This is a genomic window from Billgrantia hypersalina, from assembly GCF_052584175.1.
Genome location: NZ_JBMIQI010000011.1, coordinates 103042 through 117979, shown reverse-complemented (window position 1 = coordinate 117979; position 14938 = coordinate 103042). Strand labels below are relative to the sequence as shown.

Sequence of the window (14938 nt, the reverse complement as noted above, 5' to 3'; positions counted from 1 at the left end):
AAGCCCGTCAGCGCTCAGCGCTTGCGGAAGGCGGCGAGATCGTGAGGATCGAAACCGTCGACCCGCTCGGGCAATCCCCTCTCCTCGCGTAGCAGGCGCACCTTGCGGCGCTCGGCGAGAAGCTCGCCGTCGTCATCCAGGGTACGCCCGTTGAGTTCGGCCAGTTGGGCCATGCCCTGGTGGAAGAAGGTCATCAAATGCAGTGCCACGTCGTTGCCCTGATCCATTTCGCGACGCAAGGTACCCAGGTAGCCGCTGACCCGTGAAAGATGGTGTTTGAGCTGCCACACATAGCGCATCTCCCGCATCCATGGACGTTCACGCAGAATGGCGAAGGTCAGGCTGGTGGCGAGCAACCCGAGGAATACCCCCAGGGCATTGAGCCACAGGCTGGAGCCGAAGGTGGCGGTCAGAAGCTGGGCGAACAGCATGCCGAAGACGATCAGCTGCCCGGCCATGACGACACTGATGATTCTTGCCTTGCGTCGGTAGGTATCGGGATCGTGGTATTCGAAGGTGAACGGCATGCGGGGCTCCTGTCGCTGCGGGATGCCGGGATTATCCCGGCATCGCCACGGCGAGTACAGGAGTGCAGCCGTTTTCGGCAGTGCCTAGCGCAGCCGCTCGGCGGCCTCCAACAGCAGCGACTCGGTCTCCTGCCAACCCAGGCAAGGGTCGGTCACCGACACACCATAGCGCAGCCCGCCGGGCTCGAGTGCCTGCCGCCCCTCCTCCAGGTGACTTTCGAGCATAAGGCCCATCAGGGCCGTATCACCACTCGCACGCTGCGTCACCACGCAACGCAGTACCTCGGCCTGTCGACGATGATCCTTGCACGCATTGGCATGGCTGCAGTCGACCATCAGGCGGGGCGACAGGCCGGCCCGTTCCAGTGCCCGGCGCGCCTCGCCGACCGAGCCGCTGTCATAGTTAGGGCCCTGGCGGCCGCCACGCAGCACCACGTGGGCATGCGGGTTGCCCGAGGTTTCGCACAGCACGGGGCGGCCATCCTCGTCGTGGCCAAAGTGTTGGTGCGAGTGCGCCGCCGCACGGATCGCATCCACCGCGACGCCCACGTCACCGCTGGTCGCGTTCTTGAAGCCCACCGCCGCCTCGAGGCCGCTGGCCAGCTCGCGATGCAGCTGCGACTCGGTGGTACGGGCGCCGATGGCGACCCAAGCCAGCAGGTCGTCGAAGTAAGCGGCCAGCATGGGCTGCAGCACCTCGGTGGCCACCGGCAGGCCCAGGGCGGCGATCTCTTGCATCAGGTGGCGGGAGAGATGCAGGCCGCGCGCCATGTCCCCGCTGCCGTCCAGGTCGGGGTCGTAGGCAAGCCCCTTCCAGCCCACCGTGGTGCGTGGCTTTTCCACGTAGACCCGCATGACCGGCAACAGGCGCTCGGAAACCTGCGGCGCCAGCTCGGCCAGGCGCCGAGCATACTCCAGCGCGGCCAGGGGGTCATGGATCGAACAGGGACCGACGACCATCAGCATGCGGTCGTCGCGACCGCTGATAATATCGCGAATGGCACGCCGCTGGGCGTCGAGGCGTTCGGCCACGTGCGGCGCGACGGGCAACCGCCGGCGCAGCTCGCCGGGCGTCGGCAGGGTCATCTCGACTCGGCGGGATCGTGTGGTGAGAGATTCGGCCTGGGCATCGTCAAGACGTTCAGCAAGAGAGACGGGGGCATTCATGATCTTCAACTCCGTGGGATCGGCAAACATCGTGTCGTCTTGCCACCGGTCATCTCACGGTCGGAGGTGGCGCACTGGACCGACCGCGCGGCGCTAAATCGCCAGCCATAGTCCCAGCCGTAATAGTCGTGGCGGGTGTGGGCGGCGAAAATGGCGCTGCGTGCGGTCATGGTGCGTCTCCTCTGGTTGAAGTCTATCGGGGGCTAACGCAAAACCCCCGGTCGGGGTTGCCGACCGGGGGTTCGTGGGGAGGCAACCCGGTTAGGGTGTGCCTGGGTGGCTGTCCTGGCTCAGGAGCCGGCCACGGGCACACCGGTGCTAAACCAATACCAGTACTGACCATCGAACTCGACGCCACGAGCCATCGCCGCACGCGGGGCGCGGTTGCAGAGGCAGGCTGGTGAGTGTCGCTTCGGTGTCATGGTCGTCTCCCGAGGTTCTGGCTTCATCGTGCCGGATTGCGACAGGCTTGGCAAGCGCCGCCCATCAGCCCATGAAGACCTGAACCCAGCCGATGGTCGCCGGGAGGGCGGCCATGCTCACCAGCACCACCAGGCCCAGCACCACCGACAGCAGGCCGCTGTCGTCCTTGAAGTCATGGTCTTGCGCCATGTCGAACACCTCTTCTATCGTCGGGGAGTAACCATTCTAGCGAAGGTGGCGACCGCCATCGACCGGCAATGTGATGCCTGTCACGTAGCGGTTGTCGAGCAGGTAGCGCAGGCTCTGGTAGATCACGCCCGGCCCCGGCACCATTTCCATCACCGACTTGGCCTTGGCTTTGGCGGCATAGGCCTCGTCGTCGCCTTCACCCAGCATGACCAGTGCCGGCGCGATGGTATTGACCTGGATGTCGGGGGCGTACATCGCGGCAAACGAGAGCGTCAGGTTCGCCAGCCCCGCCTTGGTGGCGGCATAGGCCGCGTGCTTCTTCGAGCCCTTCTGCACCACGTAGTCGGTCATGTGAACGATGTCGCGCTGGGGCTCGCCGCAGGCGTCGAGCAGCTCGCGGCAGTGAAGGTTGATCAGATAGGGGGCGAGCATGTGCACGCGAAACAGCCGCTCGAAACTGGCGCCGGCTTCGTCGCCCGGGCTGTCCGGCGCCCAGTCGCCGGCATTGTGAACGATGGCCCGCAACGCTGGCGTCGTCGCCTTGAGCCGAGCGATGAAGTCGAGGATGCCAGCCTCGCTGGCAAAGTCGGCCGGCAGTGTCACGATACCGCGCTCCCGCATGGCGTCGAGTTCGGGACGCTCGCGACGATAGCTGACGATCACCGGGTGGCCGTCGTCGCGCAACCGTTCGGCGCAGTGGCGGCCGAGGCGCTGCGCGCCGCCGGTGATCAGGACCGGCGAGGCGCTCACCGTGTACCTCCGCGACGCAGGACCCCGGCGGTAGGCACCAGGGGCTGGCGGGGCGCATAGGCGAAGACATCGGAAAAGACCCGCGTCGGCTCGAGGCCCAGCGAAGCCAGCACGTCGACGCAGGCATAGACCATGCCCGGCGAGCCGGAGAGGTAGACATCGTGACCGCCGACCTCCTCGAGCCCGCTGGCAAGTGCCCGATCGATGCGTCCCAGGTGGCCCTGGATGCGCTCGCCGTTGACCGGTGTTTCCGGCGTCACTTCGGTGACCACGTGGAAGCGTACGTTGGCGTGCAGCTCGGCCCATTGCCGAGGCAGGCTCTCGAGGTAGAGGTCGCGCCGCTCGCGGGCCGCCCACCACAGGTCGATGGGACGCTCCGGCGATTCGTGCAGCGAGGCCTCGACGATCGCCTTCATCTGGGCGAAACCGGTACCCGCCGCGACCAGCAGCAGCGGACGCCGGCTATCCGGGTCGAGCACGCAGTCGCCGCCCGGCAGGCGTACCGTCAGATGGTGTGCCACCACAAGCAGCTCGCGCAACCGGGCGGAGTTCTCTCGCTCCGGCCAATGCTGGATGTGCAACTCCAGCGTGCCGTCGCCGGTGTGGGCGCTGGCGATGGAGAACGGTACCCAGGTTTCGTCATCGAGCCTGAGCTCGAGATACTGGCCCGGCGCGTGTGCCATGGCCTCGGCACGCCCTTCCAGGCGCACACGGAACACGTCGGGGGTCAGGTCCTCCACTGCCGTTACCTGGCAGCTCAGGGTCCTCGGGGTCATGCAGGCCTCGTGTCGTCAGGGTGTGGGGGCAGGCGGATACCCAGTTCGTCCCAGCGGTCGCTGACGCGGGCCTTGACGGCCTCGTCCATGACGATGGGCGTGCCCCATTCTCGGTCGGTTTCACCTGGCCACTTGTTGGTGGCATCCAGCCCCATCTTCGAGCCCAACCCCGCCACCGGCGAGGCGAAGTCGAGATAGTCGATGGGCGTGTTCTCGACCATTACGGTATCGCGGGCCGGGTCCATGCGGGTGGTAATGGCCCAGATCACATCCTTCCAGTCACGGGCGTCGACGTCGTCGTCGAGCACGACCACGAACTTGGTGTACATGAACTGGCGCAGGAAACTCCACACGCCCATCATCACGCGCTTGGCGTGGCCCGGGTACTGCTTCTTCATGGTCACCACCGCCATGCGGTAGGAACAGCCCTCCGGCGGCAGGTAGAAATCGACGATCTCGGGAAATTGCTTGCGCAGGATCGGCACGAACACTTCGTTGAGTGCGAGGCCCAGGATTGCCGGTTCGTCGGGCGGCCTTCCGGTGTAGGTCGAGTGGTAGATGGCGTCGCGACGCATGGTCAGGCGCGTCACCGTGAATACCGGGAATTCGTCGACCTCGTTGTAATAACCGGTATGGTCGCCGTAGGGACCTTCCGGCGCCGTGTCGTCGGGGTAGATGAAGCCCTCGAGAATGATCTCGGCGGAGGCCGGGACCTCGAGATCGGCGTGGCCGCACTTGACCAGCTCGGTACGCGAGCCCCGCAACAGCCCGGCGAAGGCGTACTCCGAGAGCGTGTCCGGCACCGGCGTCACCGCCCCGAGGATGGTTGCCGGGTCGGCGCCCAGCGCCACCGCTACCGGAAAGGGTTCACCGGGGTTCGTCCGCTGGAATTCCTGGAAATCCAGCGCGCCGCCGCGATGCGACAGCCAGCGCATGATCAGGCGATTGCGCGAGAGTTTTTGCTGCCGGTAGATGCCCAGGTTCTGGCGCTTCTTGTGCGGCCCCCGGGTCACCACCAGCGGCCAGGTAACCAGCGGCGCGGCGTCGCCGGGCCAACAGTGCTGGATCGGCAGCCGGTCGAGGTCGACGTCGTCGCCCTCGAGGATGACTTCCTGCACCGGTGCCGAGCGCACCGTCTTGGGCCCCATGCTCATAACCTGCCGGAAGATTGGCAGCTTGTCCCAGGCGTCGCGAAAGCCCTTGGGCGGATCGGGTTCCTTGAGGAAGGCGAGCAGCTTGCCGACCTCGCGCAGTGCCTCGACGCTGTCCTCGCCCATGCCCATGGCGACCCGCTTCGGCGTGCCGAACAGGTTGCCCAGCAACGGCATGGCGTGGCCTTTGACGTTCTCGAACAGCAGCGCCGGCCCGCCCGCACGCAGGGTCCGGTCGCAAATCTCGGTGATTTCGAGGTAGGGGTCGACTTCGGCGCTGACGCGCACCAGTTCGCCCTGGGCCTCCAGGGTCGCGATGAAGTCGCGTAGGTCTCGGTACTTCATTCGGATCTTCCGGTTCCAGAATGACGAAAGGGGCAGCTTAGCACGCCGCCCCTTTCCGCACCGCCGATCCAGCCTAGCGGCGTTTCATGGCATCGAAGAACTCGAGATTGGTCTTCGTGTCCTTCAAGCGGTCGATGAGGAATTCCGTCGCCGCGGTATCTTCCATCGGATTGAGCAGCTTGCGCAGGATCCACATGCGCTGCATCTCGTCCTCGGAGGCGATCAGGTCCTCGCGACGGGTGCCGGAGCGGCGAATGTTGATCGCGGGGTAGACGCGGCGCTCGGCGAGCTTGCGATCCAGGTGGGCTTCCATGTTGCCGGTGCCCTTGAACTCCTCGAAGATCACTTCGTCCATCTTGGAGCCGGTGTCGACCAAGGCGGTGGCGATGATGGTCAGGCTGCCGCCTTCCTCGATGTTGCGTGCGGCACCGAAGAAGCGCTTGGGCTTCTCCAGGGCGTGGGCGTCGACGCCACCGGTGAGCACCTTGCCGGAGCTCGGCACCACGGTGTTGTAGGCGCGGGCCAGGCGGGTGATGGAGTCGAGCAGGATGACCACGTCCTTCTTGTGCTCGACCAGGCGCTTGGCTTTCTCGATGACCATCTCGGCGACCTGCACGTGGCGTGCCGGCGGCTCGTCGAAGGTCGAGGCGACCACTTCACCGCGCACGGTGCGTGACATCTCGGTCACTTCTTCCGGACGCTCGTCGATCAGCAGCACGATCAGGTGACACTCGGGGTTGTTGCGTGTGATCGAGGTGGCGATGTTCTGCAACATCAGCGTTTTGCCCGCCTTGGGCGGCGAAACGATCAGGCCGCGCTGGCCCTTGCCGATGGGGGCGACCAGATCAATGATGCGCGCGGTGAGATCCTCGGTGGAGCCGTTGCCGATCTCCATGCGCAACCGCTCCTGGGGGAACAGCGGCGTGAGGTTCTCGAACAGGATCTTGTGCTTGGCGTTTTCCGGCTTGTCGAAGTTGATCTGGCTGACCTTGAGCAGCGCGAAGTAACGCTCCCCTTCCTTCGGCGGACGAATCTTGCCGGAGATCGAATCGCCCTTGCGCAGGTTGAAGCGACGAATCTGCGACGGCGAGACGTAGATATCGTCGGGGCCGGCCAGATAGGAGCTGTCGGCGCTGCGCAGGAAGCCGAAGCCATCCTGGAGGATTTCCAGAACACCGTCGCCATAAATGTCCTCACCGCTCTTGGCGTGCTTCTTGAGGATGGCGAAGATGATGTCCTGCTTGCGTGAGCGGGCCAGGTTGTCGATGCCCATTTCACGGGCGATCTCCAGCAGCTCTGGCACGGGTTTTTGCTTGAGTTCGGTAAGATTCATCGGTGTGTTCGGAAGTTGCTCATGTCAGCGTGGCGGCACGGCGGCCGTGGGAGTGGTGCGAAAGAACGGTGCGCCGCTTTGGGTGCGTTCAGAGCCCGGGAGAGCTGCCGCTCATGAGCGATGCTCGTGGCTGGACGATCACTCTGCGCAAGGGATCGTCGCACGGTATCGTGTTCGAGGGAGCAGCGCTTCTTTGTCACCTGGTTTCATCGCCTGGTGCGTTTCAAGTGCCACCATGGCTTACGGCACATGACAACGAGCGACAAAAGAAGGGGCTGTCTGACGACTTGATGTTGACCGCGACGCGGTCGGAAAGCATTCGGAACAGGCGAACGCCTCGATGTTAGTCAAGGCCGGCGTCGAACGCAAGCCTGTCGATCGACCCGGGGCGATTGACAGGCTGGGGGAGTCGCCGCACCCTTTAGCCATTCGCTATCAGGATGCTTCGATGAACTCACCCACGGAACGGCCCCAGCCTGCCAGCAGCACTTCCGACATCCCTCCGTCACCGAGCCTGCAGCGCCTGGCCGCGATCGACCTGGGGTCCAACAGTTTCCATTTGCTGGTTGCCCACTACCAGGACGACAGGCTGCAGGTCGTGGCGCGCCGCGGCGAGAAGGTGCAGCTGGCTGCCGGGCTCGACGCCGAGGGCATGCTCGACGAAGCTGCCATGCAGCGGGCCCTGGACTGCCTGTCCCGCTTCGCTCCCTTCGTCGCCGACATTCCCCAGGGCCAGCTGCGCATAGTGGGCACCAATGCCCTGCGCGACGCACGCAACAGCCAAGAGCTCATCGTCCGTGCCGAGGCGCTGCTGGGGCATCGCATCGAAATCATCGGCGGACGCGAGGAGGCCCGCCTGATCTATCTGGGCGCAGCCCACTCGCTGGCCGAGAACGGCCGGCGCTTGATCATCGACATCGGGGGCGGCTCCACCGAGTTCATCATCGGTGAGCGTTTCGAGCCATTGGCCCTGGAGAGCCTGCAGTTGGGCTGCGTGACCTACACACGGCGCTTCTTCCAGAGCGGCGAGGTCAACGAACAGCGCATGCGGCGCGCCGAACTGGCGGCCATGTCGGAACTGGCCAATATTCGCCGGCCCTATTGTGAACTGGGCTGGGACGACCCGGTAGGTTCGAGCGGCACGATCAAGGCCGCAGCGTCCGTCATCGCCGCCACCGGCGGCGCCCCCGACGGCCTGGTCACGCGAGAGGGACTCGGCCGGGTACGTAGCCAGCTGATTGCCTGCGGCCATCTCGATCGCGTGGCCCTGGAGGGGCTCAAGGCGGATCGCGCGCGGGTCTTCCCCGCCGGCGTGGCCATCCTCGGCGCCATCTTCGAGGCCTTCGGCCTGGAGCACCTGCGCTACGCCGACGGAGCCCTGCGGGAAGGCGTGCTCTACGACATGGTGGGACGCAACAGCCCGGAGGATTCCCGCCTCAAGACGCTCGCCTCGTTGCAACAGCGCCACGCGGTGGACGTCCGCCAGGCTGACCACGTGGCACACACGGCGGGCCGGCTGCTGGCCCAGGTACGCCACGCGTGGGGGCTCGACGACGATCAGGCGCGCTTCCTCGATTGGGCGGCGCGCCTGCACGAGATCGGCCTGGCCATCTCCCATAGCCAGTTTCACCGGCATGGCGCCTACCTGCTGGAGCATGCCGACCTGCCTGGCTTCTCTCGCCCCGAGCAGCGCCTGCTGGCATTCCTGGTACGCGCTCACCGGCGCAAGTTTCCGCTACGCGAATGGCGCGCCCTGCCCGAATCGCAGCAGCCCTCCCATGCGCGCCTGGCCCGCCTGCTGCGACTGGCGGTCCTGCTCAACCACTCGCGAGGCGAACAGCCCCCCGAAACACCCCGACTCGACGCCCACGACGACGAATTGCACCTGTGCCTCACGGCGGAAGGCGGGGACCAAACGCTGCTGCGCACCGACCTCGAACAGGAGATCGCCTACCAGAAGGCGGCCGGCTTCAGCCTGAGCCTGAGCTGACGGAACCCGTCAGCCAGCCCTCCGCCACCGCCACCCACTCTCCCTCGGGCAGTGTCAGTGCCGCCACCGGCGTTGCCCCGTGCCAGGCCACGGCCAGGCGCTCGCGGGCCCATGGCGCCACGCCTTTCTCCTGCAGCAGGCGCTTGAGATCGCGCCTGCCCCGTCGCGGCATGCACAGCCGCTCACCGCCCTGGCGGGCCGTGAGCTTCAGGTGAGCCTGCCCTCTGCCCTCGGGCACGAGGGTGACATCGACGACTCCCCACGGGGTGGGCACGGGAGAGACACCGTCCCACTCGACCAGCCAATTGGACGGCAGCATCAGACGACACGACAGCAAGTACAGGTATCCGCGCCATATACGCGCCTCACCGCCAGCCCAGGCCACCTGCACCTGAGCGTCACGCCGCGCTTCGAGCTGCGTGAGTAGCGCGGCAAGGCGCGCCTCGGGCGGTGTAGGCAACGCCAAGTGCTGGCAGGCATGGCGTATCAGCACGCGGCGACGCGCCGGTGAAAGACGCAACAGCCCTGCCAGCGGCAGGCGGGCAGCATCGCCGCCCAGAGTGGCCAGATCCTCTGCGGCCAGCTCGCCGATCAGGGCGTCGGCTTCGGCGGCGTGACGGGCACAGCTTGCCAGCGCCTCGCTTGTCCGCGGCCAGCGTTGCGTCATCAACGGTATCACCGCCTGCCTCAGAAAGTTGCGATCCAGCGTCTCGTCGGCGTTGGAGGGGTCCTCGGTCCAGGCCAGGCCCAGCCGGCCTGCCTGCACCTCGAGTTCGGCCCGGGAGCGGTCGAGCAGAGGACGTACGATGTGCCTGTCCCGCCATTCACGGCTCCGCGGCATGCCCGCCAGCCCCCGCACGCCACTGCCGCGCAGGGCGGCAAGCAGGAACGTCTCGGCCTGGTCGTCGCGATGCTGACCCAGCCATAGCGTCTCGCCCGGCGCCACGCGCCGCGCGAAGGCGGCATAGCGTGCCTGCCGCGCCGCGCCCTCCAGCCCCAGCCCGGCATCTCGCTCGACGCTCACGCGCTCGATGAACAATGGCACGCCGAGCCGCGAGGCAAGCCGTCGGCAGTGTATCTCGAAGTCGTCGGCAGCGGCCTGCAGGCCGTGGTGCACATGCAGCGCATGCAGCGAGCGCGGATGGCGACGGCACGCCTCGGCCGCCAGGGTGAGCAGCAGGCTCGAATCCAGCCCGCCGGAGAGCGCCACCCAGACGACACGCCCCGGCGGGGTCTGTGCCAGGGCGTTATCGATCAGGGCTTGTAAAGGCTCTCTATTATGCCGGGGCGCCATAGCTCATCAGGCGCTCATACCGTCGCTCGAGAAGGGCGTCGGTATCCATGGCCTCGAGCCGCTCGAGGCTTGCCAGCAGCGCCTCCCTGACCCGCTCGGCGGTGGTGTGTGGGTGACGATGGGCGCCACCCAGCGGCTCCTCGATCAGGGTGTCGACGAAGCCCAGCTCCTGCAGGCGCTCGGCGGTGATCCCCATGGCCTGGGCGGCGTCGGCGGCTTTCTCGGCGCTCTTCCACAGGATCGAGGCGCAGCCCTCGGGGGAAATCACCGAGTAGGTGGAGTACTGCAGCATCGCCAGCTCGTCACACACGCCGATGGCCAGCGCCCCACCGGAGCCGCCCTCGCCCACCACGGTGGAGAGGATCGGTGTCTTGAGGCGCGACATCACCGCCAGGTTGTAGGCGATGGCCTCGCTCTGGCCTCGCTCCTCGGCGTCGATGCCGGGATAGGCCCCGGGCGTGTCGATGAAGGTGAGCACCGGCATCCTGAAGCGCTCGGCCATCTCCATCAGCCGGCACGCCTTGCGATAGCCTTCGGGGCGCGGCATGCCGAAGTTGCGCCGCACCTTCTCCTTCACGTCGCGCCCCTTCTGGTGGCCGATGACCATGACCGGGCGGTCATCGAGGCGGGCGATACCGCCGACGATGGCAGGGTCGTCGGCGAAGCGGCGGTCACCGTGCAGCTCATCGAAGTCGGTGAAGATATATTCGAGATAGTCGAGCGTGTAGGGACGCTGGGGGTGGCGCGAAAGCTGCGACACCTGCCAGGGGGTCAGGTCCCTGAAGATCGACTCGGTGAGCTTGCGGCTCTTCTCCTCCAGGCGGCTGATCTCGTCGCTGAGGTTGAGCTGGCTGTCGTTGCCGACCAGGCGCAGCTCTTCGATCTTGGCCTGGAGTTCGGCGATGGGCTGTTCGAAATCGAGGTAGTTGGGATTCATAGTGGCTGGGCCGCCTTGTCATTGCTGTCGCCGGGGCATGATGAACACTGTTCGTCCCGGAAGCCATAAAATCGAGTGTCGGGCATTATCGCACCCTCAACGCGCGGCGCAAGGCGTGGAACAGCGGCCTTCCCGGCGACAGGTCTCTGCGGAGGCGCTGTGAACCCATCCCTGGGCGCCACCTTTTCCATCTTTGATAAAACCTCCGCTGCGACCTGTCCCCGGCGCCGCCCGAAGCGGTGGCAGTTAGAGCTTAGGCCTTGCGCGAAAGTCGCCGAGCGACGGCCAGGGCTAGGCCCGTTCCCTGCGCGCCAACGCACTTCCCACATCCTTGTGGGTCGCAAGGCAAAAAACGGCGAGAAAGCGGACCGGGCTCGCGCACGAGTTTACTTTAGTGAATGAGCATTTTGACCGGGCTGGCGCACCAGACGTTTTTTAACGCCGTATGGCCGAGTGCAGACACTTTCGCAGGTCTAGCGGTATTTCAGCCGCACCCCATCCTGCCCTTCCACCTCACGCAGCGCGATCAACAGCTCGTCGCAGGGCGACACGCGCCACTGGCCGTCCAGCTCGAGCCAGCCGGCGGCCTCGTCGTTACGGTAGCGCAGCCGTACCGGCAGGCCGCCGTCGTCGCGGTGCGGCGAGAGACTGTCGCGCAGGGTGTCGATCAGACGGCCGTTGACCCGGGTGCCGTCGAGCGAGAGTTCCACCGCCTCACCGTAGCGGGCGCGAGCGGCCACCATCGGCGTGACCTCCTTGCCACGCAGGCGCAGGCCGCCGGAGAAATCGTCGCTGGAAACTTCGCCCTCCACGATCAGCACCTGGTCGGCCTCGATCTGGCCACGCAGTTGGTCATACAGCTCGCCGAACAGCGACGCCTCGATGCGCCCGGTGCGGTCGTCCAGCGTGATGAACGCCATGGTGTCGCCGCGCTTGGACTTCATGGTGCGCACGGCCACCACCAGGCCGGCGACACGCTGCGGTTCGCGCGAAGGCTTGAGGTCGCTGATGCGCGTGGAGACGAAGCGCGCCAGCTCCTTCTCGTATTCGTCGATGGGGTGGCCGGTGAGGTAGAGCCCGAGAGTTTCCTTCTCGCCGGCCAGGCGCTCCTTGTCGGTCCATTCGCGAGCCCGCCGATAGGCCTCGTAGGGGTCGCTCTCGACCTCATGGTCGGTAAAGGCCTCGCCGAACATGTCCATCATGCCCAGGTTCTGGTTGGTCTGGGTCTGGGCGGCGGCGCGGATGGCGTCGTCCAGGGCGGCGGCCAGCACCGCCCGGTTCGGCCCCAGGTTGTCCAGCGCCCCCGAACGGATCAGCGCCTCAAGGGTGCGCTTGTTCATGCGCTTGGGGTCGACCCGACGGCAGAAGTCGAACAGGTCGGCAAACGGCCCATCGGCTTCGCGCGCCTCGACGATGGCGCCGATGGGCCCCTCGCCCACACCGCGGATCGCGCCCAGGCCGTAGACCACACGCCCGTCGATATCCACGGTGAACTTGTAGGCGCCGATGTTGACGTCCGGCGGCGTCACGGTGAGACCGATACGCCGCGACTCCTCGATCAGCGGCACCACCTTGTCGAGATTGTCCATCTCGGTGGACATGACCGCGGCCATGAACGGGCCGGGGTAGTGCGTCTTGAGCCAGGCGGTCTGGTAGGAGACCAGGCCGTACGCCGCCGAGTGCGACTTGTTGAAACCGTAGCCGGCGAACTTTTCCACCAGGTCGAAGATGTTACCTGCCAGCTCCTTGTCGATGCCGTTGGCCGCGCAGCCCTCCATGAAGCCGGCACGCTGCTTGGCCATCTCCTCGGGCTTCTTCTTGCCCATCGCCCGGCGCAGCATGTCGGCCTGGCCCAGGCTGTAGCCCGCCAGCACCTGGGCGATCTGCATCACCTGCTCCTGGTACAGGATGATGCCATAGGTGGGCTCGAGCACCGGCTTGAGCCACTCGTGCTGGTAGTCCGGGTGGGGGTAAGAGATCTCGGCGCGGCCGTGCTTGCGGTTGATGAAGTCGTCGACCATGCCCGACTGCAGCGGCCCCGGGCGGAACAGGGCCACCAGCGCGATCATGTCCTCCAGCGAGTCGGGCAGCAGGCGCTTGATCAGCTCCTTCATGCCGCGCGATTCGAGCTGGAACACCGCCGTGGTCTCGGCGCGCTTGAGCATCTCGAAGGTGGGATTGTCGTCGAGCGGAATGCTGTCGATGTTGAGCGGCCCCTCGCCCTTGGCCGCGCGTACCTTGTCGACCATCTCCAGCGCCCAATCGATGATGGTCAGGGTGCGCAGGCCAAGGAAGTCGAACTTGACCAGCCCGGCCTCCTCGATGTCGTTCTTGTCGAACTGTACCACCAGCCCGTTGCCTTCCTCGTCGCACAGCAGCGGCGAAAAGTCGGTCAGCTTGGTCGGCGCGATCACCACGCCGCCGGCGTGCTTGCCGGTGCCGCGGGTGATGCCTTCGAGCTTGACCGCCATTTCCCAGATCTCGGCGGCCTCCTCGTCATTCTCGATGAACTCCTTGAGCGCGGGCTCTGCCTCGATCGCCTTGGCCAGGGTCATGCCCACTTCGAAGGGGATCAGCTTGGAGAGCTTGTCACCCAGCGAGTAGGGCTTGCCCTGGGCGCGCGCCACGTCGCGCACCACCGCCTTGGCCGCCATGGTGCCGAAGGTGACGATCTGCGACACCGCATTTCGCCCGTAGCGGTCGGCCACGTACTCGATCACCCGGTCGCGCTTCTCCATGCAGAAGTCGACGTCGAAGTCGGGCATCGAGACACGCTCGGGGTTCAGGAAGCGCTCGAACAGCAGGTCGTATTCCAGCGGGTCGAGGTCGGTGATCTTCTGCGCGTAGGCCACCAGTGAGCCGGCACCGGAGCCGCGCCCCGGCCCCACCGGGACGTCGTTGTCCTTGGCCCACTGGATGAAGTCCATCACGATCAGGAAGTAGCCGGGGAAGCCCATCTGGATGATGATGTCGAGCTCGAAGTCGAGGCGTTCGCGATAGCGCTTGTCGATCTCGGCGAACTCGGCGCCGTCGCGCGGGTACTTCTCGGCTGGATAGAGGAAGTCGAGGCGCTCGGTGAGACCGTCGTGGGAGACCTTGCGGAAATACTCGTCCTGGGTCATGCCCTCGGGGATCCCGAACTCCGGGAGGAAGATTTCGCCCAGGCGCACGTCGACGTTGCAGCGCGCGGCGATCATCACGCTGTTTTCCAGCGCCTCGGGAATGTCGGCAAACAGCTCCGCCATTTCCGCCGGGCTCTTGAGGTACTGCTCCTCGGTGTACTTGCGCTCGCGGCGCGGGTCGTCCAGCGCCTTGCCCTCGCCGATGGAGACTCGCGTCTCGTGGGCCCAGAAGTCGTCGCGCTCGAGGAAGCGCACATCGTTGGTGGCCACTACCGGGGTGCCGCTGTCGATGGCGAGCGCCACCGAGAGGTGCACGCACTCCTCCTCCAGCGGGCGCCCGGTGCGGGTCAGTTCCAGGTAGAAGCGATCGGGAAAGGCGGACTTCCACTCCTCGAGCAGCGTCCGCGCCTCCTCTTGATGGTCGGCCAGAAGGTGACGGCCGACCTCGCCCTCGCGCCCGCCGGAGAGCGCGATCAGGCCCTCGCTCTGTTCGAGCACCCAGCGCTTCTCCAGTACGGCCCGCCCCTGGCGCTGCCCTTCCATCCAGCCGCGTGAGATCAGCTCGGTGAGATTGCGGTAGCCGACATCATTCATCGCCAGCAGCGTCAAGCGATAGGGGTGGCCCTCGTCGTGGGGATTGGCCAGCCACAGGTCGGCGCCGATGACCGGCTTGAGCCCGCTGCCCTGGGCGCCGCGGTAGAACTTGACCAGGCCGAACAGGTTGGCCTCGTCGGTCACCGCCAGCGCCGGCATGCCCTGCTCGGCGGTGGCCTTGAGCAGCGGCTTGAGTCGGACCAGGCCGTCGACCAGGGAGTACTCGGTGTGGACACGAAGGTGTACGAAAGGCGTGGTCATGGTGGACTCGATGCTTGGCAGTGAATGAACCGCACGGTAACAAGGCAAATGCCGGCAGCGCCCGGGGCGATCCGGCGGC

Annotated in this window: 13 protein-coding genes; 1 reads left to right on the top strand and 12 read right to left on the bottom strand. The window is 66.2% G+C overall.

Annotated elements, in window-relative coordinates:
- Positions 1 to 14 precede the first annotated feature (14 nt).
- The 9 genes from ACOJCM_RS07590 to rho all read right to left on the bottom strand — a co-directional run bounded on the left by ACOJCM_RS07590 (position 15) and on the right by rho (position 6661).
- The gene (locus ACOJCM_RS07590; protein ID WP_445211459.1) at positions 15 to 527 is read right to left on the bottom strand and encodes a DUF3087 family protein; all 513 of its coding nucleotides are present in this window, start codon (positions 525 to 527) and stop codon (positions 15 to 17) included.
- Between the two features lie 84 nt (positions 528 to 611).
- Positions 612 to 1694: a 3-deoxy-7-phosphoheptulonate synthase gene (locus ACOJCM_RS07585; protein WP_445211458.1), complete on the bottom strand. Its 1083-nt coding sequence runs from the start codon at positions 1692 to 1694 to the stop codon at positions 612 to 614.
- A gap of 5 nt (positions 1695 to 1699) precedes the next feature.
- Positions 1700 to 1864 (bottom strand): hypothetical protein, encoded by a 165-nt coding sequence (locus ACOJCM_RS07580; protein ID WP_445211457.1) that lies wholly within the window; start codon positions 1862 to 1864, stop codon positions 1700 to 1702.
- Positions 1865 to 1984: 120 nt separating this feature from the next.
- Positions 1985 to 2116, bottom strand: a complete 132-nt coding sequence (locus ACOJCM_RS07575; RefSeq protein WP_445211456.1) for a hypothetical protein — start codon at positions 2114 to 2116, stop codon at positions 1985 to 1987.
- 64 nt (positions 2117 to 2180) lie between these two features.
- Entirely contained in the window at positions 2181 to 2306 is a 126-nt protein-coding gene (locus ACOJCM_RS07570) for a hypothetical protein (RefSeq protein ID WP_445211455.1), read from the bottom strand.
- 36 nt (positions 2307 to 2342) lie between these two features.
- A complete protein-coding gene (folM, locus tag ACOJCM_RS07565) occupies positions 2343 to 3056 on the bottom strand; it encodes a dihydromonapterin reductase (RefSeq protein WP_445211454.1) in 714 nt (237 codons plus the stop codon).
- Positions 3053 to 3832 (bottom strand): NAD(P)H-flavin reductase, encoded by a 780-nt coding sequence (locus ACOJCM_RS07560; RefSeq protein ID WP_445211453.1) that lies wholly within the window; start codon positions 3830 to 3832, stop codon positions 3053 to 3055. Before ACOJCM_RS07560 ends, folM begins: the two co-directional genes overlap by 4 nt.
- Complete coding sequence (gene ubiD, locus ACOJCM_RS07555; protein WP_445211452.1) at positions 3829 to 5328, bottom strand: 4-hydroxy-3-polyprenylbenzoate decarboxylase; 1500 nt, start codon at positions 5326 to 5328, stop codon at positions 3829 to 3831. The genes ACOJCM_RS07560 and ubiD overlap by 4 nt, the downstream gene beginning before the upstream one ends.
- Positions 5329 to 5401: 73 nt before the next feature.
- On the bottom strand, positions 5402 to 6661 hold the full coding sequence (rho, locus tag ACOJCM_RS07550; RefSeq protein ID WP_445211451.1) for a transcription termination factor Rho: 1260 nt from the start codon (positions 6659 to 6661) through the stop codon (positions 5402 to 5404).
- A 448-nt stretch (positions 6662 to 7109) separates the two neighbouring features.
- On the opposite strand from rho, the gene ppx reads away from it, so the two are divergent.
- The gene (gene ppx, locus ACOJCM_RS07545; RefSeq protein ID WP_445211450.1) at positions 7110 to 8651 is read left to right on the top strand and encodes an exopolyphosphatase; all 1542 of its coding nucleotides are present in this window, start codon (positions 7110 to 7112) and stop codon (positions 8649 to 8651) included.
- Here the strand turns inward: ppx and tilS are convergent.
- From tilS to dnaE, 3 genes are all read right to left on the bottom strand, one after another.
- The gene (gene tilS / locus ACOJCM_RS07540; RefSeq protein WP_445211449.1) at positions 8632 to 9945 is read right to left on the bottom strand and encodes a tRNA lysidine(34) synthetase TilS; all 1314 of its coding nucleotides are present in this window, start codon (positions 9943 to 9945) and stop codon (positions 8632 to 8634) included. The two genes, ppx and tilS, sit on opposite strands and share 20 nt — an antisense overlap.
- Positions 9929 to 10882 (bottom strand): acetyl-CoA carboxylase carboxyltransferase subunit alpha, encoded by a 954-nt coding sequence (locus ACOJCM_RS07535; protein WP_445211448.1) that lies wholly within the window; start codon positions 10880 to 10882, stop codon positions 9929 to 9931. Before ACOJCM_RS07535 ends, tilS begins: the two co-directional genes overlap by 17 nt.
- A gap of 473 nt (positions 10883 to 11355) precedes the next feature.
- Entirely contained in the window at positions 11356 to 14859 is a 3504-nt protein-coding gene (dnaE, locus tag ACOJCM_RS07530) for a DNA polymerase III subunit alpha (protein WP_445211447.1), read from the bottom strand.
- Positions 14860 to 14938: the final 79 nt, after the last annotated feature.